The following is a 21,325-nucleotide window of genomic DNA, read 5'->3' as shown; positions in this document are numbered from 1 at the left end:
GTGCTGACCACCACCGACACACCCAGGCGCGAGGAGATCGTCGCGCGCGTCACGGACCTCGCCCCGCTGCTGCGCAAGAACGGCGTACAGGCCGAGCGGGACCGCCGACTGCCCGACGAAACGATCGAGGCCCTGGCCGACGCCGGGGTCTTCAAGCTGCGGGTGCCGAAGCGGTTCGGCGGCTACGAGGCCGACACCCGCACGCTCGCCGACGTCGCGACCGCGCTCGGCCGGGCCGACGGTGCCACCGCGTGGACCGCCTCCGTCTACTGGATCCCGACCTGGATGGCCGGCCTGTTCCCCGAGGCGGTGCAGGAGGAGGTCTTCTCCACGCCGAACGTGCGGATCTGCGGCACCCTGAGCCCGTCCGCCATGGCGGTCCCGGCCGATGGCGGCATCGTCGTCAACGGCAGGTGGGGCTTCATCAGCGGCGCGTTGCACAGCCACTGGCAGGAGATCATCGCGGTGCTGGTCGGCGGTGATGGCCCGCCGATGCCGGTGATGGCGCTGGTGCGGACGTCCGAGCTGCAGATCGTCGACGACTGGCACACGTCCGGCCTGCGCGGCACGGGCAGCGTCAGCACGGTCGCCCAGGACCTGTTCGTGCCGGCCGAGCGGTTCCTGCCGCTGCCGGTGGTGCTCCAGGGCCGGACCGGACCGGACGCGGCTGACGCGCCCGCCATGTACCGGGCGCCGCTGCTGCCGGTTGCCTCCGCGTCGTCCGTGGGCACCGTGCTGGGCCTGGCCCGCGCGGCCGGTGAGACGTTCCTCGAGCGGCTGCCCGAGCGCAAGATCACCTACACGGGGTACGAGAAGCAGGCCGAGGCGCCGCTGACCCACCGCCAGGTGGCCGAGGCGGAGCTGAAGACCGACGAGGCCGAGTTCCACGTGCACCGCCTCACCGCGCAGGTCGACGACAAGTCGGCCGGCGGCCAGCCGTGGAGCCTCACGGAGCGGGCCCGTGCCCGGGCCGACCTGGGAGCCGCGTGCCGCCTGGCGAGGGAGGCGGTCGGCATTCTCGCCGGCGCCAGCGGCGGCTCCTCGCTCTACGACGACGTGCCCATCCAGCGCATCGCCCGCGACGTGCAGGCGGTCAACCTGCACGCGTTGATGAACCCGGACACCAACACCGAGCTGTACGGCCGGATCCTGTGCGGCCTCGAACCCGACACCCTCTATCTCTGAGCCGCCGAGAAAGGACACCAGAATGACCACGAGCACCTTCAACGCCGAGGCTCAGGCCGCCGTGGCCGCGGTACCGCGGCACATCGTCACCGCGTGGGCGGAGCACGACGCCGACGCGTTCGCCCGCACGTTCACCGAGGACGCGACCATGATCCTGCCCGGGGTCTTCTGCCGTGGCCGGGACAAGATCCGCGGATACATGGAGCAGGCGTTCCAGGGCCAGCTCAAGGGCACCCGGGTCACCGGCACACCGGTCGACGCCCGCCTCATCGCGCCCGGCGTCGCGGTGCTGACGACCGAGGGCGGTGTCCTGGAGCCCGGCGCCGAGGACGTGTCGCCGGCCCGGGCCATCCGGGCGTCCTGGATCCTCGTCGAGCGCGACGGCGAGTGGTTGCTGGCGGCTTACCAGAACAGCCCGCGCGGCGAGTCGTGAGCAACCAGGCCAGGAAGGGGCAGCCGTGAGCGCACAGGTGGGAGAGCGTGCCGTCGTTCTCGGCGGCAGCATGGCGGGCCTGCTCGCGGCGCGGGTGCTGGCCGACGCGTACGCCGAGGTGGTCATCGTCGACCGCGACCGGCTCACCGGCGTCTCCACCGCCCGACGTGGCGTGTCACAGGGCCGGCACGTGCACGGTCTGCTCGCCCGGGGCCAGCAGATCCTCGACGAGCTGTTTCCCGGTTTCACAGCGGAGGCGGTGGCCGCCGGGGTGCCGACCGGCGACCTGGGCGAGCTGCGGTGGTTCTTCAACGGACGCCCTCTGGCGCCGGCCAGTACCGGCCTGACCTGCGTGTCGGCCGCCCGTCCCGTGCTGGAGCAGTTGGTGCGCCAACGGGTGGCCGAGCTTGCGGCCGTACGCTTCGCCGAAGAGCGCGACATCGTCGGGCTGACCACCACGCCGGACCGCCGGCGGGTCACCGGGGTGCGGGTGCAGGGGCGTGACGGCGCGGCCGAGGAGACGATCACCGCGGATCTGGTGGTCGACGCCACCGGCCGCGGCTCGCGCACCCCGGTCTGGCTGGAGGAACTGGGGTACAGCCGGCCGGACGAGGACCGGATCCGGATCGACCTGACCTACACGACGCGCCTCTATCGGCTGGCCTCGGACGATGTTCTCAAGGGCGACCTGTCGATCAACCCGGTGTCGACGCCGTCGCACCCCCGTGGCGCCTTCCTGTCCCGCATCGACGGCGGCCGGTGCATCGTCTCTCTGACCGGGGTGCTCGGCGACAGCGCGCCGGCCGACCCGGCCGGATTCCTGGAGTTCGTCAAGTCGCTGCCGGTTCCGGACATCTACCAGGCCATCCAGGACGCCGAGCCGCTGGACGAGCCCGTGTCCCTGCGGTACCCGGCCAGCGTCCGTCGCCACTACGAGCGGTTGTCCCGGCTGCCGGACGGCTTCCTGGTCCTCGGCGACGCGGCGTGCAGCTTCAACCCGGTCTACGGCCAGGGCATGACAGTGGCGGCGTTGGAGGCGCTGACCCTGCGCGACCACCTGGCCGGCGGCACGGCACCCCGGCCGACCGACTTCCAACAGGCCGTCTCCGCGGTCACCGACGTGCCCTGGGAGATCTCGGCGGGTGGTGACCTGAGCTTCCCGCAGGTGCGGGGCCCGCGACCGTTCAAGGTGCGGATGGCGAACGCGTACATGGCCAAGATGCAGGCGGCCGCGACCCGTGACCCGCAGGTGACGCGGACCTTCATGCGGGTGGCGGGGCTCGTCGAGCCGCCACAGGCCCTGATGCGACCCGCGATGATGCTCCGGGTGCTGACCCGCAGCCGCCGTCCGGCACCGGAGGTGCCCGCGTGGCAGCCCGACGCCGTCGGCACCGCCTCGGAGGTCTGATCCAAGAAGTTCGGTGCCCCGGCCCTTCTGGGCCGGGGCACCGACGGGTCCGGGCCCGGCGTCAGCCGGCGAGCACGCCGCGCTTGCGCAGCAGCGGGAGGACGCCCTCCCCGACGACGTAGGCCTCTTCGAGGTGCGGCTGCGCCGACAGGATCAGGTGGTCCAGGCCGAGCCGGTGGTATTCCTCGATCCGGTCCGCCACGTCCTCGTGGCTGCCCACCAGCGCGGTGCCCACGCCGGGACGGACCAGGCCGTACCCGGCCCAGACGTTCGGGTAGACCTCCAGGTCGTCGGTACGCCCACCGTGCAGCGCCGCCATCCGCTGCTGCCCCTGCGACTCGGTGGACCGGAAGCGCTGCTGCGCCTGCCGGATCCGCGCCGGGTCCATGCCGTCGACCAGTTGCCGCGCCACCTGCCAGGCCTGCGCGGACGTGTCCCGGGCGATGACGTGGAAGCGGGTGCCGAAGCTCAGTGTGCGTCCGTGCGCGTCGGCGAGTTCGCGGGCCCGGCCCATCGCCTCCGCCATGGCCGCCGGTGGCTCGCCCCAGGCCAGCAGCACGTCCGCGTGCACGGCGGCCACCTCCCGGGCCGCGTCGGAGGAGCCGCCGACGAAGATCTCCGGAGCGACCGGGTACGGCCGGGTGAGCAGGCCCGCGCGGATGCGGTAGTGCGTGCCGGTGTGGTCGAACCGCTCACCGGTCCAGGCTCGGCGGAACACGTCGAGGAACTCGCCGGTGCGGGCGTACCGTTCGTCGTGCGACAACCAGTCGCCGTAGCGCCGCTGCTCGTCGGCGTCGCCGCCGGTGACCACGTTGAGTTGGAGGCGGCCGCCGGAGAGACGTTGAAGGGTCGCCGCGGACTGCGCGGCCAGCACCGGCGAGATGAGCCCGGGGCGCATCGCCACCATGAAGCGGATCCGCCGGGTGTCCGCGGCGAGCGCGGCAGACACCAGCCACGGGTCCTCGCAGAACATGCCGAACGGCACGAGCATCCCGGTGAACCCGAATCGGTCCGCCGCGAGGGCGACCTGACGCAGGTAGTCCGGGTCGACGTCGCGGCGCGCGCCGGGCGGTGGCGGGCCGGAGGAGGGTTGGGCCACCTCGCGTCCGTCCCCGTGCGTGGGCAGGAACCAGTGCAGCTGCAACGACATGTGTCGTCCTCTCGATTCGGCGGTGAGCGCCGGCGGTCAGCTCAGCAGCAGGGCCGCGAGCACGTCGTGCGGTGGCACGGAGGTGACCCGGTGGGCGTCCAGCCACAGCGCCCGCCGGTAGCGCAGGTGCAGCCCGAACTCCCAGGTCATGGCAATGCCACCGCAGACCTGCAGGGCCACCTCGCAGGCCAGCACGGCCGCGCGCGGACCGGCCACGGCGGCACAGGCCACCGCCTCGGCGGCGCCTTCGCCGTTCAGCGTCACCGCCGCCCGGTAGGCCAGCGACCGTGCGGTCTCGATCTCCGCGTACGCCTCGGCCAGCTGGTGTGCCACCGCCTGGAACGACCCGATCGGCCGGCCGAACTGGGTCCGGATTCCGGCGTACCGCACGGCTTCGGCCAGTGCGCCGTCCGCGACACCCACCGCCTCGCAGGCCAGCAGCATGGCGCTTCGTAACCGCAGCGCAGGCAGCAGCTCGGCGGTGCGGCCGGGGTCGGCGAGCAGTCGGGCGGGCGCGTGCAGCAACCGGACGGTGGCGTACCGGCGCAGTGGATCGATGTCGTCCCGCTCGGCGATGGAAACCTCCGAGGGCGCGACGCCGAACAGCGCCACCCCCTGGCGGGTCGTGGCGGCCACCACCAGCTCCGTGGCCAGGTGCGCGTCGACCACGCCGGGTGCGCTCCCGCTGATCCGCCAGTCCGGCGTGTCGTGCGCGGCGCACGTGTCCGAGGAATCGACCAGCGCGGCCGGTCCGGGTAGCGGCAGCCCCGCCGACTGGTACACCGGCAGAACCGATCCGGCCGTGCCGACCCAGGGTTGGGGGAGCAGCGCCCGCCCGCTCTCCTCGGCGAGCAGGGCGAGATCCACCGGTCCGAGTTCCGCGTCCAGCCAGCCCTGTCGGTCCAGCGCGGCCCAGTCCTCCGGATCGAGGAGGCCGTGATCCGCCGTCGCGGCGAGCCGGGACGGTGGGAAGCGCTCGCTCAGGTGGCGTCGGGCCGCGTCGGCCAGGTCCCGCTGTGCGGTGGTGGTGGCGAAGTCCATGGTGCGCTCTCCTAACGGTGGCGAGGCAGGCCGAGAACGCGTTCGGCGACGATCCCGCGCAGGATCTCGGAGGTGCCGCCCTCGACGGTGTTCGCGCGGCTGCGCAGCTGCGCCCGCCGCCAGTACGCCGCCCACTGCCCGGCGTGTCCGACGGTGTCGCCCTGCACCAGCCGCAGTCCCAGCCGGCACATCTGCTGATGGGTCTGCGACCAGCGCAGCTTGAGCACCGAGCTCTCCGGGCCGGGCTCCCCGTCCCGTTCCAGCTGCGCGAGCGCGCGGTAACCGGTGAAGCGCAACCCCTGAAGCCGCACGTGCAGATCGGCGATCTCCCGGCGCACGGCCTGGTCGGCGGTGGCACCGACCGCGTGGGCGGTACGGATCAGCCGGTCCAGTTGCACCGCCAGGCGAGCGGTGAGCGTGATGCCGAACGTGCCGCGTTCGTGCGAGAGAGTCGTGAGCGCCACCTTCCAGCCCTCGCCACGCGCACCCACCACGCTGTCCTCGGGCAGTTCCACGCCGGTCAGCACGATCTCGCTGAAGTCGGTGTCACCGGAGATCTGGCGAAGCGGGCGCACCTCGACGCCGGGGGCGCGCATGTCGAGCAGGAAACAGGTCAGGCCGCGATGCTTGGGCGCGTCGGGTTCGGTGCGGGCCAGCAGGAGACAGCGGTCGGCGAGATGGGCGTACGACGACCACACCTTCTCGCCGGTGACCGTCCACCCGTGCGCGGTCCGCTCCGCCCGGGTGCGCACCGCGGCCAGGTCCGAGCCAGCCTCCGGCTCCGAGAAGCCCTGGCAGAAGATGATGTCGCCGGACAGGATCCCCGGGAGGTTGACGGCCTTCTGGGCCGCGGTGCCGTACCGGATCAGCGTGGGACCGACCATGTGCAGGCCGATGACGTTGAGGTGGTCCGGGGCGCCGGCCAGCGTGCTCTCCTCGGCGTGGATCGCCTGGTACAGCGGTGGCAGGCCCCGCCCGCCGTGCTCCCGCGGCCACGTCAGGCCGGCGTACCCGGCCTTGCCGAGGGTGGCGCTCCACTGCCGCATCTCCGGCTCCGGCCATGGCTGTGGCGGACCCGCGGAGGGGGCCGGCACATGCGCGCGCAACCAGGCGCGCAGCTCGGCCCGGAATTCGCCTTCTTCGTCGCTGTCGTCCAGCCGCATAGAGGCACGCTAATGCCCACGGTGGCCGGCGTCGCCATTTGTCGGCGCATTCCGCAACGTGCGAGAAGGAAGGGCACCGGAAATGCGAGGCGGCAATTTTGAAGATGCGCCCGTACGGGCCGGGCGGCGACGATGGCGTCGGATACGGACCCGGGGAGGCACTCGTGCACGTCATCGTCGATTTCGACCAGTGTGACGGCAACGGCCTGTGCGCCGACGCCGCCCCGGAGGTGTTCGAGTTGGGCGAGGACGACGTGCTCCGGGTCCGCGCGGAACACCCGGCGCCCGCACTGTGGCCGGCGACGGAGATCGCGGCCCGGGGCTGCCCCAAGCTCGCCATCACGCTGCGGACCGACGCGTGATCGCGTCCGGTGAGCGACTGCCGGTCATGGTCGCGGCCACCCGTACGCCGATCGGGCGGCGGGGTGGGGCGCTGGCCGGTCTCAAGGCGGTGGAACTGCTGCGGCACGTGCTGCTGGCGGTGTTGGACGAGACCGGCACCGACCCGTCCGACGTGGAACAGATCATCGGCGGGTGCGTCACGCAGTCCGGGGAGCAGAGCCTCAACGTCACCCGCAACGCCTGGCTCAGCACCGGGCACGACCCGGCTGTCGGCTGCACCACAGTGGATGTGTCCTGCGGGTCGGCCCACCAGGCCAATCACCTGGTGGCCGCGCTGATCGCGGCCGGGGAGATCGACGTCGGCATCGCCTGCGGCGTCGAGTCGATGAGCCGGGTGCCGGTCGGCACGAACCTCTACCAGGGCCCCGGGCACTACAAGACAGCCGACTATCCGTGGGACGACCCGCCCCAGGCGCAGTTCGGTGGCGCGGAGCGGATCGCCCGGCGCGAGGGCATCACCCGCGCCGACGCCGACGCGTACGGGTTGGCGTCCCAGCGGCGGGCCGCCGCGGCCTGGGCCGATGGCCGGTTCACCGCGGAGGTGACGCCGGTGCGCGCGCCGGTGCTCAACGGCGACGGCAGCCCCACCGGTGCGGTCCGTCTGGTCGAGCGCGACGAAGGGCTGCGCCCGACGACAGCCGCAGGGCTGGCTGCGCTGGCGCCGACCATCGAGGGAGGGGTGCACACCGCCGGGACCACGTCGCAGATCTCTGACGGCGCCTCCGCCGTGTTGTGGATGTCGCAGGGGCGGGCCCGCGCCGCCGGCCTGCGCCCGCGGGCGCGGATCAGCCACCAGGTGGTCACCGGCGCTGACCCGTACTACCTGCTGGATGGTCCGGTCGCCGCCACCGGTCGGCTGCTCGCCCGGGCCGGGCGCAAGATCAACGACATCGACCTGTACGAGGTGAACGAGGCGTTCGCCGGCGTCGTGCTCACCTGGCAGGCGGCGTACGGTGCGGACCCGGAACGCGTCAACCCGAACGGCGGGGCGATAGCCCTCGGCCACCCGCTCGGTTCCACAGGCACCCGGCTGCTGGTGACCGCACTGCACGAACTGGAGCGCTCCGGCCGGGAGTCGGCGCTGATCACCATGTGCTGCGGGGGCTCCCTCGGCACCGCCTCACTGCTGCAGCGGCTCTGACATGCGGGCCGAGGACTTCTACGCCGAAGCGCGGACCGACCTGTCCGGGCCACTGCACGGCGTCCGCGTGCTCGACGTGACGAAGGTGTGGTCCGGGCCGCTGGCCACCTGCGTCCTGGCCGACCTCGGCGCGGACGTGATCCGGGTGGAACTGGCGCACGGCCGCGACGGCGAGGTGCCCCCGGTGATCCCGGGCACCTCGCTGTCCTGGTTCCGCCAGACGGTGCACCGCAACAAGCGCAGCCTCGGCCTCGACCTGCGTACGGACGAGGGGCGCGCCGAGTTCCTGCGGCTGGTCCAGGTGGCCGACGTGGTGGTCGAGAACTACCGACCGGGCACGCTCGCCAGGTGGGGCGCCGGATACGCCGACTGCCGTGCCGTCCGCCCGGACGTGGTGTTCGTGTCCGTCTCCGGGTGGGGCCAGTACGGTCCCGGCCGGGACCGACCCGCGTACGACCCGGTGGTGCAGGCGGCCGGCGGCTGGATGGCGCTCAACGGGCCGGTCGACGGCGATCCGGTGCGTGCGCCCACCTTCATCGCCGACGAGCTGGCCGGGCTGCACGCCGCGATCGGGGCTCTTGCCGCGCTCGCCCACCGGGACCGGTTCGGCGAGGGTCAGCATGTCGACGTGTCCATGCTGGACGCTCTGCTGTTCGGTAGCAGCGGCCTGCCGACCCTCGCCGCCGCCGGGGCCCCACCCGGCAGGCACGGCAACGAGACCCCGTTCGCGGTGCCGTCGAACGTCTACGCGTGCGCCGACGGGCATCTCTACCTCGTCGTCGCGCTGAACAAGCACTGGCGGGTACTGGCCCGCACGATCGGCCGCCCCGAACTGGCCGACGCCGACGGGTTTCGGACCGGCGACCAGCGGATCGCCAACCGCGAAGCGGTCAACCTCGTCGTGGCCGGCTGGTGCGCGGGACGCCCGGTCACCGAGGCGGTCGACGTGCTGACCGGCGCCGGGTTGGTGGCCGCTCCGGTCCGGACGCTGAGCGAGTCGGTCGCCGACCCGCACGTACGGGCCCGCGGGATGCTCCAGGACACCGTGCTGAGCGACGGAACCACAGCGCCGCTCGTCGGGCCGGCGGTGAAATTCTCGCGCACCCCGACCCGGATCCGCCGGTGCGCACCGGCGCCCGGCGCCGACTCGGCGGAGATCCGCAACGAGCTGAAAAGCGATGTCGCAACGTGAGAGAAGGGGCCCCGGCCGGTCGGCCGATAAAGTAGGCGAGTAGCGATCTCCACCATTTAAGGCCAATTCATCAATGCGGCTGTTAATGGTTCGCGCGCAAATTACGACGGAGGCGAAATGGCCGAACAGCACCGGGCTCTGATCACCGGGGCGTCGCGCGGCATCGGCCGGGCGGTGGCCTTGCGACTGGCCCGCGAGGGGTACGCCGTCGCCGGCTGTCACCACACCGGCGACGAGGCCGCCCGGCGTACCGAGGAGGACGTCCGACTGCTCGGCGTGCCGTGCTACTTCGCGCGCTGCGACGTGGCGGACCCCGCCGCCGTCGAGGACTTCGTGCGCGCCGCCGAAGATCAGCTCGGCACGTTCGACCTCGTCGTCAACAACGCCGGCATCACCCGCGACGCGCCCCTGGTGCTGGCCCCCGCGGACGACTGGGACGCCGTGCTGGCCACCAACCTCACCGGAACCCGCAACGTCTGCCGGGCCATGGCGTTCCGCTTCATGAAGCAGCGCAGCGGCGCCATCGTCAACATGTCGTCAGTGGCCGGGGTCTACGGCAACGTCGGCCAGACGGCCTACGCCGCGAGCAAGGCCGGCATCATCGGGTTCAGCAAGTCGCTGGCCAAGGAGGTGGCCCGGCACGGCGTACGGGTCAACGTGGTGGCGCCCGGCTTCATCGAGACCGAAATGACCGACGCGCTCCCGGACCGGCTCCGCGAGCAGGCACTGGGCCAGATTCCCGTACGCCGGTTCGGCCGGGCCGACGAGGTCGCCGAAATGGTCGCCTTCCTGCTCAGCGAGCGCGCCTCCTACGTCACCGGCCAGGTGTTCCAGGTGGACGGGGGGATCACGCTGTGACCCGGGCGGTGGCATCCCCGTTGTGTGACGCCGACCTGGTGCGCCTGGACTCCTCCGGGGCGGCCTTCGCCGTACGTGTCCCCGTGCGCGGCGACGATCCGTACCTGCGGGGCCACTTTCCCGACCTGGCGGTGTTCCCCGGGGTCTTCGTCGTGGAGGCGCTGTGCCGGGCGATGGCCGGCGCCGCCGGGGGCCGCCCGCCCGAGCTGGTCGAGCTGCGCTCGGTGCGGTTTCTCGCGCCGCTGCTCGACGGTGACACGCTCACGCTCACGGTGCGGGCCGAGGAGTCGCCCGGTGGCTGGGACGTGCGCGCGGTGGCGTACCGCGCCGACGGCACCACCACGGCCAAGCTGCGCGCCCTCTTCGCCGCCGCCGGAGCCGGCGATGGGTGAGCACAACGAGATCCGGGCGGTGCTCCCGCAACGTCATCCGATGCTCCTGGTGGACCGGGTGCTCGCGCTGGAGCCGGGACGCTCCATCCGGACGGTCAAACTGGTCAGCGCGACCGAGCCCTGCTACGCCGACCTGCCGGAGAGTGCCGAGCCGTGGCGGTTCGCGTACCCGCGGTCGCTGTTGATCGAGTCGTTCGGCCAGAGCGCCGCCCTGCTCTGGCTGGGGGACAGCCCACCGCCGGACGACGACGGCGTGCTGATGTTCGCCGGCGCCCGGGACTGGCACTTCGCCGGCTCGGCGTACCCCGGTGACGTCCTCCGGCACGAGGTCCACCTCGACTCCGTGGTCGCCGACACCGCGTTCGCCCACGGCGAGACCTGGATCGGCGATCGCCGGGTGGCCACCGTGGGCACCCTCATCGCCACCCGCCGCCCCGTCGCCCGGCCGGCGGTCCCGCCGTCCGGCGTCGCCCACCCTCATCCAATGGTTTCGGTCAGCACGGAAGGACAGCGATGACGATCAAGGAACAGCAGCTGGAGGAGCTTCGCGAGATCGTCGCGGAGGTGCTGGAGGTCGAGCCGGAGGAGCTCACCGACACCGGCGACTTCATGGACGAGTACGAGGCGGACTCGCTGCGTGCCATCGAGATCCTGGCCCGTATCGACAAGCAGTTCAAGGTGGAGATTCCGCAGGCGGAGCTTCCCGAACTGCGCAACCTGAAGGCTGTGCACGCCGCCCTGACCCGGCACGCCACCGGCCGGGACTGAGCCGTGGTCCGCGTCGCGGTGACCGGGCTCGGTCCGGTATCGAGCATCGGGGTCGGCGTGTCGGCGTTCGCCGACTCGCTGCGCTCCGGGCGATCCGGCATATCCCGGATCACCAGCTTCGACACCTCCGGGTTTCCGTTCGTCAAGGCAGGTGAGGTGCACGGGTTCCGGCCCGGTGAGCACCTGTCCAGGCTGGACCCGTCCCGGTGGGGCCGGTCCAGCCTGTTCGCGGCCACCGCGGCGCGGCTCGCGGCCGCCGACGGCGGTCTCGACCCGGACCGGATCGACGCCGGACGCGCGCACGCGGTGATCGGCACCACCAGCGGCGAGTCACAGGTGCTGGAGGCGCTGACCGCACAGATCCTCGCCGAGGGGTTCGCCGGACAGGACCCGACCCTGCTGGCGCAGCTACCGGCGAACCGGCTCGCGCACGCGGTGAGCGAGGAACTCGGCCTCGCCGGTGAGTCGCTCACCCTGGCCACGGCCTGCTCGGCCAGCAACTACGCGATCGGGTACGGCTACGACCTGCTCGTCGCCGGTGAGGCCGACGTGGTGTTCGCCGGCGGTGCCGACGCGGTGTGCCGGTGGGCGCACGCCGGCTTCTTCAGGCTGGGCGCGCTCACCGAGCACGCGTGCGCGCCGTTCGACCGGGACCGCTCCGGCATTCTCACCGGCGAGGGCGGGGCCGTGCTGATGCTGGAGACGTTCGAGCACGCCCGCGCCCGCGGCGCGCGGATCTATGCCGAGCTGCTGGGGTACGGGCGCAACTGCGACGCGCACCATCCGGTGGCACCGCACACACCCAGCATCGCGGACTGCATCCGGCTGGCGCACCGCAACGCCGGGGTGAAACCCGAGGACGTCGACTACATCTGCGCGCACGGCACCGGCACACCCGCCAACGACCTGGTGGAGGGCGCGGCGATCCTGGAGGTCTTCGGGCCCGAGCCGCCGCCGGTGAGCTCGATCAAGTCGATGATCGGGCACACGATGGGCGCGGCGAGCGGGTTCGGCGCCATCGCCGGGGTGCTGGCGATCGACAGGGGTTTCCTGCCGCCCACAGTGAACTGGGAGCACCCCGACGAAGGGCTGCCGGGTCTCGACCCCGTGCCGAACGTGGCCCGCGACGCCACAGTGCGCGTGGTGCAGAACGACGGGTTCGCCTTCGGCGGCAACAACGCCATCGTGATGCTGGGAGCGGTGGCATGACCGGCGTGAGCGTGTTCGGCTGGTCCGCGCTCACCTCGGCCGGCATTGCCACGTCCGCGGCCCCCGCGTCGCTGCCGCGCTCCGACGCCCCGGTCGCCCCCGGCACCGGTGGCCTGTTCACCGAGTCGCTTCCGTCGCCGCGCGGACACGTCGTGCCGGGCTTCGACATCCGGGCCCGGCTCGGCCGCAAGGGGACCAGCACGTACGACCGGGCCACCGGGCTCGCGGTGGTCTGTTGCGAGGACGCCCTCGGCGCGGCCGAACTGTCCGCCGACGCCGACCGCGGTCGCGTCGGTGTGGTGCTCGGCACGACGATCGGCAGTTTCCGGTCCACCAGCGACTTCAGTCGCGAGACGCTGGTGCAGGAGAAGCCGTACCTGGTGAACCCGATGCTGTTCCCGAACACCGTGATGAACGGCGCCGCCGGCCAGGTCGCCATCCGGCACGGCCTGCGCGGTGTCAACGCCACCGTCGCGGGCGGCGCGCTCGGTTTCCTCAACGCCGTCCGGTACGCCGAGATGGTGCTCGCCGGCGGATACGCCGACGTGATGCTCGCCGGTGCCGTCGAGGAGTTCTCCGCACACCGGGCGTGGGCCGCACACCTCACCGGTACGACGGCCGAGGTGCCGCTCGGCGAGGCGGCCGCCGTGTTCGTCCTGTCCGCGCCCCAGCCACCGGCCTGGGTCGGCGCCGCGCCGGTCGCCGACCTCGTCACCGCGACCGGGTTCGGTCCGGGCGGCACCGGGGCGCGCGCACTCCTGGCCTGCGCCCGGCGCGCCCTGGACCGGGCCGGCGTCGCACCCTCCGACGTCACCGCGGTCCTCACCGGCGAGGCGGACGAGGCGGGTCAGGACGAGTACCTCGCGGTCGCCGGGCTGCTCCGCCACCGACCTCGCCGGGTAGCGGCGAAGAGGCTGCTGGGGGAGTGCGACGCGGCCTCGTCCGCCGCCGCGCTCGCGGTCTGGCTGGCTGACCCGGAGCCTGCCGGGCCGGCCCTGCTGACCGCCCGCAACGCCGACGGCGCGGTGGCCGTAGCTGTCGTGAGGAGGTGCGCCGATGCCGGCACTGGTGACCGGTAGCGCCGTCCGTACCTGCCTGGGCGACGGCCAGCGGACGTTCGCGGCGCTACTCAGCGGCGCCTGCGGCGCGGCGCCGTTGCGGCACCCCGGCGGGGCGCTTCTGAACGTCTCGCACGGCTACCACGCCGCCGGCGCGGCGCCGTTCGGCGCCGCCCGCATGTTGTCGGCGTGCGTGGCGGAGGCGGTGGCCGCGTCCGGGCTGGACGCCGGCCGTCGCCGGGTCACCGCCCTGGTGGGTACGGGGCTGCGGGAACTCGGCGCGGTCGAGGAGTTCGCCCTCAGCGGGGTCCGTCCGCCGCGCTCGAAGCTGCACTTCGCCGAGGCGGTGCGCCGCGTGCTGCCGGGCGTCACCGACGTCATCACGGTGTCCAACGCGTGCAGTGCGGGTGGGCATGTCCTCGCACTGGCCGAGGACATGCTGGCCCTGGGCGACGCCGACGCCGTCGTGGTCGCCGCCGCAGACACCATGACACGCTCCATGCTGGCGATGATCGGGCGGGTGAGCGATCCGCCCACCACGCGGGTCCGCCCGTTCGACCGGGACCGCACCGGTGTGCTGCTCGGCGACGGTGCGGCGGCGCTGGTCGTGGAACCGGCGGACGTCTCCCGACCGGCGCTCGCGCGGGTCGCCGGCACCGGCCTGTCCTGCGACGCCCGGCACGAGACCGCGCCCGACGTGGACGGCATCTGCCGCGCCATGCGCGACGCGTACGCCCGTGCGGGGCGGGAGCCGTCGGAGACCGATCTGGTGATCGCGCACGGCACCGGCACCGCGCTCAACGATCCGGCCGAGTGCCGGGCACTGCGGGCCGTGGTCGACGCCGCGGGCGGCTCGCCGCTGATCACTGCGGTCAAGGGCGCGGTGGGGCACACCTCCGGTGCCGCGGCGCTCGTCAACGTCGACGTGGCGATCCGCTGCCTGGAGACCGGGCTGGTGCCGCCGGTGGCCGGCCTGCGAACGGTCCTGGCCGAGGGCGACGGACTGCGGTTCGTCGTGGGCGACTTCGTCGGGTCGCGGCCCCGGCTGGTGCAGGTGAACGCCTTCGGGTTCGGCGGCGTCAACGCGGTCTCCCTGCTGGAGGCGTCGTGACCACCGCCATCTACGCGACCGGTTGGAGCCTCCACCTGCCCGGTGCCGACCTGAGCGCCGCGGGAACGGGGGAGTGGGCGCGCGCGGAGGCCGCCACCGCCGACCGGGCGGCCACGCTGCTGGGTCGCAAGGGCCTGCTCTCCAAGGACCCCGCGACGCGGCTCGCGCTCTGCGCCGTGCACCGGGCGCTGGGGTTGACACCGGGCCGTCACCCGCTGCCGACGCCGCTGCCCGCAACCGCGGTGGTGGCCTGCAGCAATCTGGGCAACGTCGAGACCGTGGCCCGGGTGGCCCGGACGGTCACCGAGGAGGGTGGGCGCGCGGTCAGTGTGCTCGACGCGCCGGGCGTGTCCAGCAACGTGGTGTCCAGCGCCGTGGCGCTGTGGTTCGGCTTCGGCGGCCCGAATCTGATGATCTGCTCCGGCGCCCGGTCCGGGCGCGCCGGCCTGCGCACCGCCGCGCTGCTGCTGGCGGCGGGTCGCGCCGACCGGGTGGTCCTGGTCGGCGTGGAGCCGGCCGACGAGATCGCGTCGGCGCTGCACGCCGGTGCCCCGCCGTTGCGCGCGGGTGCCGCCTGCGTCGTGCTCACCGCGCGCCCGGGCCCCCTCGTCGTCCACTCGCGAGCGCCGCTGCCCGCGGCCGAGCCGTTGCCGTCTGGCCCGATCGATGACTGGGGCGACTCCTACGGCGCACGCGACATCGTCGCCCTCGCCCTGGCCGCGCACCTGGTGGCCGACGAGGGACACGGCGCACTGGCCGTGGGCGATCCCGGCGACACGCCGTTCGCCGTTCTCGGCGGTGCGTCGTGACCGTCCCCGTGCACGTGCTCAACGAGGGTGATCCGGGCGCCCCGCTCGTGGCGTTCGCGCACGGGCTGGAGGACACCTGGCAGAGCTGGCGGCCCCTCGCCGAGTGGCTCGGCCCGCGCCGGCGCCTGGTCGCACTGGACCTTCCGTGGCGTGCCGGCAACGACTACCGGTGGCGGCACCGGTCGCCCGCGGAGTGGCTGCGCTCGGGCCTGGCCGCGTTGCCCCGAACCCCGGACGTGCTGGTGGCGCACTCGTTCGGCGGCAACGCGGCACTCCAGTTGCTCTGCGCCGACGAACCTCTCGCCGGGCGGACCGTCGCGCTGATCTGCCCCCTGTACCGACCTCCCGGAGGGCCGGTCACCTGGGCACTGTTCGACCGTTCCCGGGAGACGTTCGTGCAGCACATCCACGACGGCCTGCGCGCCCGGATGGGCAGCCGGGCGGCCCGCATCGACGCCGGGCTGCTGGCGGCGATGACGGACCTGGCGATCGAGCGGGTGGGTCCGGCCGGGTTCCTCACCGTCTTCGAGCAGTACCTGGCGACCGCCGATCTGTCGCTCGAGGCGGTGGGCAGGCCGGTCGCGGTGCTCGCCGGCGGCGCGGATCCCACGCTGACCCCGAAGGCGGCGGAGGTGCTCGCCGCCGGCATGCCGGGCGGCCTCCTGCACCTGCGCGACGACTACGACCACTTCTGCCATGTACGGCACGCCCAAGGGATCGCCGACCGGGTCGCCGACCTGGCCCGGCTGGCCCGGGCGACGATGGGAACGGCGGGATGAGCAATGACCGTGACGATCACACCAAGACCCACAGTGGTGCACACCGAACCGGGGTACGAGGGCGCCAACATCCGTACCTGGATCGGTTTCAAGCACTTCCTCTACCTGGTCGAGCAGGGCGTGCTGCGCTGGCTCCGCGACCAGGGCGCCGGCGCCGGTGAGCTGTACCTGCGGCACGGTCTCGGCCTGGAGATCGTGGAGAGCTCCGTACAACTGCCCGCCGTGCTCGAACTGGACGACGAGGTGCGGGCCGAGGTCACCTCGGCCACTGACAACCTGCTGAGCGTCCGGCTCGTGTCGACCCGGGACGGACAGGAGGTGACCGCGCTGCGGGGCCGGGTGCGGGTCGCGCTCGTCCGCGAGCGCACCGCCGAGACCTACCGTCGCGCGCCCGGCGGGCTCGACGCCCTGGAGGTCCCCGACCTGGCCGCGGCGACAACGGTGCGACACCCGGACCACCGGTCGCTGGCACCCGGTGAGACCGCCGAGGACGTGCTGGGCGCGGAACCGGGCGCGCACCTGTGGTCCTGGCGGGCACCGTACTTCTACTGCCACTACTCCGACCGGGTCCAGCACTCCGGGTTCGTGCGCGCTCTGGAGGAGGTGGTGGACCGGTTCCTCGCCGACCGTGGCATCTCCGTCGGCCGCCTGCTGACCGAGCGGTCCTGGATCCCGGTGGTGTCGCGCAGCCACCTGCAGCTGGTCGAGGCCGCGCGGATGGAGGAGACCGTGCACACCGTCTTCACCGTCACCGACATCCTGCGCGGCGTGCTCTTCGACGGACGGATGCGGTGCCACGTCCAACGCGGCGACCGCCTGGTGCAGGTCGCGCAGGCGCGGATCCTGCACGGCTACGCCATCGCTGCCGGACCCGGCGCGGGCGGCATGGCCGAGCTCGATGACGAGGTGGTCGCGGCGCTGCGGGGAGACCGACGATGAGCGCCCGGCCGCGGCTGTACTTCTCCTTCCGCAGCCCGTACAGCTGGCTCGCGGTGCGGCGGTTGCGCGAGGCCGTACCGGATCTGTTCACCAGGATGGACCTGCAGCCGTACTGGGACCCGGACGAGCGGTCGACGGCGGCACTGGCGGCGCGCGGCGGCGAGTTCCACTACGTGCAGATGAGCCGGGCCAAGCACCTGTACATGCTGCTCGACACCAAACGCCTGGCCCAGCGCCAGAACCTGACCATGGCCTGGCCCATCGACCGGGACCCGTGGTGGGAACTGCCGCATCTGGCCTGGCTGGCCGCACGACGCGAGGGCCTGGCCGAGGCGTTCTACGACGCGCTGGCGCAGGCCCGCTGGGGACGGGGTGAGGACATCTGCCAGCCCGACACGGTGCGCCGTGCGGCCAAGGAGGCCGGGTTCGCTCCGGAGACGGCGGTGCTGGCCGCCGAGTCGGCGAGCATCCGGGAGGAGGGCGTGGACTGCCTGTACCGCGCGTACCTCGACGACATCTTCGGCATCCCCTACCTCAAGCTGGGACGCCACCGGTTCTGGGGACTGGAACGGGTCGACGCCTTCCTGGAGATGTGGCAGGCGGGTGACGACCGGCCGGTGGTCACCGAGTCGGCCCGGCTGACCCCGCCGTACGACCTCGACACCCCGGGCGGATGCGGATGACCACGCGCCGCGAACCGCTCGCCGAACGGCGCTACCGCAAGCAGCGGCTCGCCGCGACACTGCGGCTGTTCGCCCGCTCCGGCTTCGACCACGGCGCCGGCGGACACGTCACCGCCCGTGACCCGATCGAGCCGGACCACTTCTGGATCAACCCGTTCGGCATGCACTTCGGACACGTGCGGGTCGCCGACCTGCTGCTGGTCGACGAGTCCGGCACTGTGGTCGCGGGCAGGGGCAGCGTGAACCCGGCCGGGTACGCGATCCACTCCCACGTGCACGCCGCCCGACCGGACGTGGTGGCGGCCGCGCACACGCACTCCACCTACGGGCGGGCCTGGTCCACCCTCGGCCGGCCGCTCGACCCGCTCACCCAGGACGCCTGCGCCTTCTACGAGGACCACTCGGTCTATGACGGCTTCGAGGGCGTGGTCCTGGAGTCGCAGGAGGCGAAGCACATCGCCGACCGGCTCGGCGACGCCAAGGCGGTGATCCTGCGCAATCACGGCCTGCTCACCGTCGGCGGGAGCGTGCAGGAGGCGGCGTGGTGGTTCATCACCATGGATCGCAGCTGCCAGGTGCAACTGCTCGCCGAGGCGGCCGGCCGGCCGGTACCGATCCGCCCGGACGCCGCGCGGGCCACGGCGGCCCTGATGGGCACGCCGGGCATGGGACGGCTCAACTTCTCCCCGCTGTACGACGACATCATCCGCGCCCAACCCGACCTGATCGAGGAGTAGACGCGCCCATGCCGACGTTGATCAACGACCTCATCGCCGCGAACGGACACCGCACGGCCCTGGTCGACAAGCGCGGCCGTTCCAGCTGGCCGGAACTCGGTTCGCGGGTGCACCGCTGGATGGGCGTCCTGGCCGCCGAAGGGCTGGGTCCCGGCGACCAGGTGGCCTGCGTGCTCGGCAATCGCCGGGAGACGTTCGAGATCCTGCTGGCCTGCCTGCACCGCGGGATCACCGTGGTGCCGGTGAACTGGCACCTGACCGAGCCGGAGATCGCCTACCTGATCACCGACTCTGAGTGTCGGGGGCTGATCGTCGAGGAGCCCTACGCGCAGGTGAGTGGCCGGGCCGCCGCCCGCGCGCCGGGGGAGGTCCCGACGCGACTGGTGCTCGGCGACCGTGACGTGCCCGGCTTCCGGGCGGTGGAGCCTCTGCTCGCCGCCGCGGATCCGGCCGAACCGGCCGAGCAGTCCTGCGGCTCCACCATGCTCTACACGTCCGGGACCACCGGCGCACCCAAGGGCGTGCTCAACGGCATGTTCGTGGTCGGAGCGCCGTTCACCCGGGTGGCCAAACTGCTGGAGTACGCCCGCGTGGTCCTCGACGTCCCGGCGAACGAGCGGTTCCTGCTCGACGGGCCCTGGTACCACTCGTCGCAGCTGTTCCTCGCGCTGCTCGCCCTGCTGCGCGGCTGCACGCTGCACATCCAGGAGAGGTTCGACCCGGAGGCCACGCTCGCGGTCATCGACGCGGAGCAGATTTCCGCGGCGCATCTGGTGCCGACCCAGCTGGTGCGGTTGCTCCGGCTGCCGGAGCACGTCCGCCGCGGCTTCTCCGGCGCATCGCTACGGCGGGTCTGGCACGGCGGCGGGCCGTGCCCGCCGGACGTCAAACGGGCCATGATCGAGTGGTGGGGGCCGGTGTTCCTGGAGTACTACGGCGCCACCGAGGGCGGCGTCGTCAGCCTGATCAACTCGCACGACTGGCTGCGCCGGCCGGGCAGCGTGGGCCGCGCCGTGCCGCCGTACGAACTCGTGGTGGTCGACGAGGAGGGTGCCCCGGTGCCCGCCGGTGTGTCCGGGCGGGTGTTCGTCCGGCGCCTCACCGGGCGCACGTTCCAGTACCACAAGGCGCCCGAGAAGACCCGGGCCGTGCACCTGGCCGCGGACAAGTTCACCTACGGCGAACTGGGACACCTGGACGAGGCCGGCTTCCTGTACCTCGACGGCCGTGCCCAGGACCTGATCGTCACCGGGGGCGTGAACGTCTATCCCACGGAGGTCGAGGCGGTGCTGCTGGCCCATCCGGCGGTACGGGACGCGGCCGTCATCGGCGTGCCGGACCACGAGTTCGGCGAGCACGTGGTCGCGGTGATCGAGCCGACTCTGCCCGAGCCGGCCGACCTGTTCGCGCTGCTCGATCCGCACTGCCGCCGCTCGCTCGCGGGTTTCAAGACGCCTCGGGCGTACCACGTGGTGGCTGCCCTGCCCCGGGACACCTCCGGCAAGTTGCGGAAGGACGCGCTGCGCCGCGCCATCGCGCCGCCCGCGCCGGACGACCCGGATGCGGTGCTGGAGCGGACGTCGTCGGCGGAGCCGGTGCCGTGACCGGCGTGTCGGGCGCCACCCGGCCGGACATCGCCCATCCGGCCACCTACGCGCACGGGGTGCCGCACGCCGAGTTCGCCCGTCGGCGGCGCGACGAACCGGTGGCCTGGGTCGACGAGCCGCTCCTGACCCGGCACAGCGCGAGCGGCCGGATCACCGAGCGGGGCCGCGGGTACTGGGCGGTCACCACGCACGCGGCGGTGCAGGAGGCGTCGCGGCGCACCGGCGACTTCTCGTCCGGGCGGGCCGGCGCCTTCCTCGTCGACCCGCGGACACCGGCGGACCTGCGGCAGACCAGGCAGCTGTTGATCAGCATGGACGCACCGCAGCACGTCCAGATCCGCCGCCTGGTGACGTCGGTCTTCACGCCCCGGGCGGTCGGCGGTCTCGCCGACGGGGTCGCGGCACACGCCACCGAGCTGGTCCGGCGCGTCGTGCGCGCCGGCGAGCTGGACGTGGTCACCGACCTGGCTGCCGAGTTGCCGTTGCTGGTGCTCTGCGACCTGCTCGGTGTCCCGCGCGCCGATCGCCACCTGCTGTACGGGTGGAGCAACCATCTGGTCGGCTTCGACGATCCCGAGTTCGGCGGCGGGGACGTGGACGCGTACCGGCGGACATTCGCCGAGGCGTTCACCTACGCGCTGGAGCTGGCGGCCGAGCGCCGCGCGCACCCGCAGCCCGACCTGATCAGCCGGCTCGCCGTCGCCGAGGTGGACGGCCGGCGGCTGTCCGACCGCGAATTCTGCATGTTCTGGCTGCTGCTGGTGGTGGCCGGTAACGAGACCACCCGACACCTCATCGCCGGCTCGCTGTCGGCCCTGGTCGACGACCACGAGCAGCGCGACCGACTGGTGGCCGGCACGGTGCCCATCGCCGCGGCGGTCGACGAGCTGATCCGCCATGTCACACCGATCATGCAGTTCCGACGTACCGCCACTCGCGACACCGAGCTGGCCGGGCAGGCCATCGCGGCCGACGACAAGGTGGTCCTCTACTACACCTCGGCGAACCGCGACCCGGCCGTCTTCACCGAGCCGGACCGGCTCGACCTCGGCCGCAGTCCCAATCCGCACCTGGCGTTCGGCATCGGCCCTCACTTCTGCCTGGGCGCCCACCTGGCCCGGCACGAGTTGACCGCCCTGCTCCGGGCGTTCCTCCCGCACCTGCCGTCGCTGGTGCGTACCGGACCGGAGATCCGGTTGGAGTCGAACTTCGTGAACGGTTTGAAGTCTTTTCCCGCACAGATCCGATAAGCGCGTGCTT

23 protein-coding genes are annotated in these 21,325 nt (G+C 72.9%); 20 read left to right on the top strand and 3 right to left on the bottom strand.

Annotation, left to right across the window (positions count from 1 at the left end):
* Window positions 1–3 precede the first annotated feature (3 nt).
* From ACFYPG_RS05765 to ACFYPG_RS05755, 3 genes are read left to right on the top strand one after another with little or no spacing between them, the layout of a single operon-like run.
* Entirely contained in the window at window positions 4–1,185 is a 1,182-nt protein-coding gene (locus ACFYPG_RS05765) for an acyl-CoA dehydrogenase family protein (RefSeq protein WP_387350896.1), read from the top strand.
* 22 nt (window positions 1,186–1,207) lie between these two features.
* Window positions 1,208–1,618, top strand: coding sequence for an SgcJ/EcaC family oxidoreductase (locus ACFYPG_RS05760; RefSeq protein WP_355008671.1), 411 nt, complete (start codon window positions 1,208–1,210; stop codon window positions 1,616–1,618).
* A 25-nt stretch (window positions 1,619–1,643) separates the two neighbouring features.
* On the top strand, window positions 1,644–3,026 hold the full coding sequence (locus tag ACFYPG_RS05755) for an FAD-dependent monooxygenase (protein ID WP_355008672.1): 1,383 nt from the start codon (window positions 1,644–1,646) through the stop codon (window positions 3,024–3,026).
* Between the two features lie 61 nt (window positions 3,027–3,087).
* On the opposite strand, the gene ACFYPG_RS05750 is transcribed toward ACFYPG_RS05755, so the two are convergent.
* The 3 genes from ACFYPG_RS05750 to ACFYPG_RS05740 are packed head-to-tail and all read right to left on the bottom strand — an operon-like array spanning window position 3,088 to window position 6,380.
* Complete coding sequence (locus tag ACFYPG_RS05750) at window positions 3,088–4,176, bottom strand: LLM class flavin-dependent oxidoreductase (protein ID WP_387350544.1); 1,089 nt, start codon at window positions 4,174–4,176, stop codon at window positions 3,088–3,090.
* 36 nt (window positions 4,177–4,212) lie between these two features.
* Window positions 4,213–5,217, bottom strand: coding sequence for an acyl-CoA dehydrogenase family protein (locus ACFYPG_RS05745; protein ID WP_355008674.1), 1,005 nt, complete (start codon window positions 5,215–5,217; stop codon window positions 4,213–4,215).
* Between the two features lie 11 nt (window positions 5,218–5,228).
* Entirely contained in the window at window positions 5,229–6,380 is a 1,152-nt protein-coding gene (locus ACFYPG_RS05740) for an acyl-CoA dehydrogenase family protein (RefSeq protein WP_355008675.1), read from the bottom strand.
* Between the two features lie 164 nt (window positions 6,381–6,544).
* Here ACFYPG_RS05740 and ACFYPG_RS05735 point away from each other — a divergent pair, with 164 nt between their 5' ends.
* The 17 genes from ACFYPG_RS05735 (at window position 6,545) to ACFYPG_RS05655 (ending at window position 21,315) form a co-directional block, all read left to right on the top strand.
* Window positions 6,545–6,742 (top strand): ferredoxin, encoded by a 198-nt coding sequence (locus ACFYPG_RS05735; RefSeq protein WP_355008676.1) that lies wholly within the window; start codon window positions 6,545–6,547, stop codon window positions 6,740–6,742.
* 26 nt (window positions 6,743–6,768) lie between these two features.
* Window positions 6,769–7,923, top strand: a complete 1,155-nt coding sequence (locus ACFYPG_RS05730) for a steroid 3-ketoacyl-CoA thiolase (RefSeq protein ID WP_357194308.1) — start codon at window positions 6,769–6,771, stop codon at window positions 7,921–7,923.
* A 1-nt stretch (window position 7,924) separates the two neighbouring features.
* Window positions 7,925–9,115: a CaiB/BaiF CoA transferase family protein gene (locus ACFYPG_RS05725; protein WP_387350542.1), complete on the top strand. Its 1,191-nt coding sequence runs from the start codon at window positions 7,925–7,927 to the stop codon at window positions 9,113–9,115.
* Between the two features lie 117 nt (window positions 9,116–9,232).
* Window positions 9,233–9,973: a 3-oxoacyl-[acyl-carrier-protein] reductase gene (gene fabG / locus ACFYPG_RS05720; protein ID WP_387350540.1), complete on the top strand. Its 741-nt coding sequence runs from the start codon at window positions 9,233–9,235 to the stop codon at window positions 9,971–9,973.
* The gene (locus ACFYPG_RS05715; RefSeq protein ID WP_387350538.1) at window positions 9,970–10,365 is read left to right on the top strand and encodes a 3-hydroxyacyl-ACP dehydratase FabZ family protein; all 396 of its coding nucleotides are present in this window, start codon (window positions 9,970–9,972) and stop codon (window positions 10,363–10,365) included. Before fabG ends, ACFYPG_RS05715 begins: the two co-directional genes overlap by 4 nt.
* Complete coding sequence (locus ACFYPG_RS05710; protein ID WP_387350536.1) at window positions 10,358–10,882, top strand: 3-hydroxyacyl-ACP dehydratase FabZ family protein; 525 nt, start codon at window positions 10,358–10,360, stop codon at window positions 10,880–10,882. Before ACFYPG_RS05715 ends, ACFYPG_RS05710 begins: the two co-directional genes overlap by 8 nt.
* Window positions 10,879–11,133, top strand: a complete 255-nt coding sequence (locus ACFYPG_RS05705; protein WP_355008681.1) for an acyl carrier protein — start codon at window positions 10,879–10,881, stop codon at window positions 11,131–11,133. Before ACFYPG_RS05710 ends, ACFYPG_RS05705 begins: the two co-directional genes overlap by 4 nt.
* Before the next feature lie 3 nt (window positions 11,134–11,136).
* Window positions 11,137–12,342 (top strand): beta-ketoacyl-[acyl-carrier-protein] synthase family protein, encoded by a 1,206-nt coding sequence (locus ACFYPG_RS05700; protein ID WP_387350534.1) that lies wholly within the window; start codon window positions 11,137–11,139, stop codon window positions 12,340–12,342.
* Window positions 12,339–13,421, top strand: a complete 1,083-nt coding sequence (locus tag ACFYPG_RS05695) for a beta-ketoacyl synthase N-terminal-like domain-containing protein (RefSeq protein WP_387350532.1) — start codon at window positions 12,339–12,341, stop codon at window positions 13,419–13,421. The genes ACFYPG_RS05700 and ACFYPG_RS05695 overlap by 4 nt, the downstream gene beginning before the upstream one ends.
* On the top strand, window positions 13,399–14,511 hold the full coding sequence (locus ACFYPG_RS05690) for a beta-ketoacyl synthase N-terminal-like domain-containing protein (RefSeq protein WP_387350530.1): 1,113 nt from the start codon (window positions 13,399–13,401) through the stop codon (window positions 14,509–14,511). The genes ACFYPG_RS05695 and ACFYPG_RS05690 overlap by 23 nt, the downstream gene beginning before the upstream one ends.
* On the top strand, window positions 14,508–15,320 hold the full coding sequence (locus ACFYPG_RS05685; RefSeq protein WP_387350528.1) for a beta-ketoacyl synthase N-terminal-like domain-containing protein: 813 nt from the start codon (window positions 14,508–14,510) through the stop codon (window positions 15,318–15,320). The genes ACFYPG_RS05690 and ACFYPG_RS05685 overlap by 4 nt, the downstream gene beginning before the upstream one ends.
* Window positions 15,317–16,099 carry an alpha/beta fold hydrolase gene (locus ACFYPG_RS05680; protein WP_387350526.1) on the top strand — a complete coding sequence of 261 codons (783 nt, stop codon included), beginning with the start codon at window positions 15,317–15,319 and terminating at the stop codon, window positions 16,097–16,099. Before ACFYPG_RS05685 ends, ACFYPG_RS05680 begins: the two co-directional genes overlap by 4 nt.
* A gap of 3 nt (window positions 16,100–16,102) precedes the next feature.
* The gene (locus tag ACFYPG_RS05675) at window positions 16,103–17,038 is read left to right on the top strand and encodes a thioesterase (protein ID WP_387350524.1); all 936 of its coding nucleotides are present in this window, start codon (window positions 16,103–16,105) and stop codon (window positions 17,036–17,038) included.
* Window positions 17,035–17,721, top strand: coding sequence for a DsbA family protein (locus ACFYPG_RS05670; protein ID WP_357194115.1), 687 nt, complete (start codon window positions 17,035–17,037; stop codon window positions 17,719–17,721). Before ACFYPG_RS05675 ends, ACFYPG_RS05670 begins: the two co-directional genes overlap by 4 nt.
* Window positions 17,718–18,458, top strand: coding sequence for a class II aldolase/adducin family protein (locus ACFYPG_RS05665; RefSeq protein ID WP_387350521.1), 741 nt, complete (start codon window positions 17,718–17,720; stop codon window positions 18,456–18,458). Before ACFYPG_RS05670 ends, ACFYPG_RS05665 begins: the two co-directional genes overlap by 4 nt.
* An 8-nt stretch (window positions 18,459–18,466) precedes the next feature.
* Entirely contained in the window at window positions 18,467–20,062 is a 1,596-nt protein-coding gene (locus ACFYPG_RS05660) for an AMP-binding protein (protein WP_387350520.1), read from the top strand.
* Window positions 20,059–21,315 (top strand): cytochrome P450, encoded by a 1,257-nt coding sequence (locus tag ACFYPG_RS05655; protein WP_387350519.1) that lies wholly within the window; start codon window positions 20,059–20,061, stop codon window positions 21,313–21,315. Before ACFYPG_RS05660 ends, ACFYPG_RS05655 begins: the two co-directional genes overlap by 4 nt.
* The last annotated feature ends 10 nt before the right edge of the window (window positions 21,316–21,325 follow it).

Origin of the sequence: Micromonospora sp. NPDC005553, assembly GCF_042871765.1 — a bacterium.
Lineage (GTDB): Bacteria > Actinomycetota > Actinomycetes > Mycobacteriales > Micromonosporaceae > Micromonospora.
Note: the sequence above shows the minus strand (reverse complement) of the source record. Positions and strands in the feature narration are given on the sequence as shown.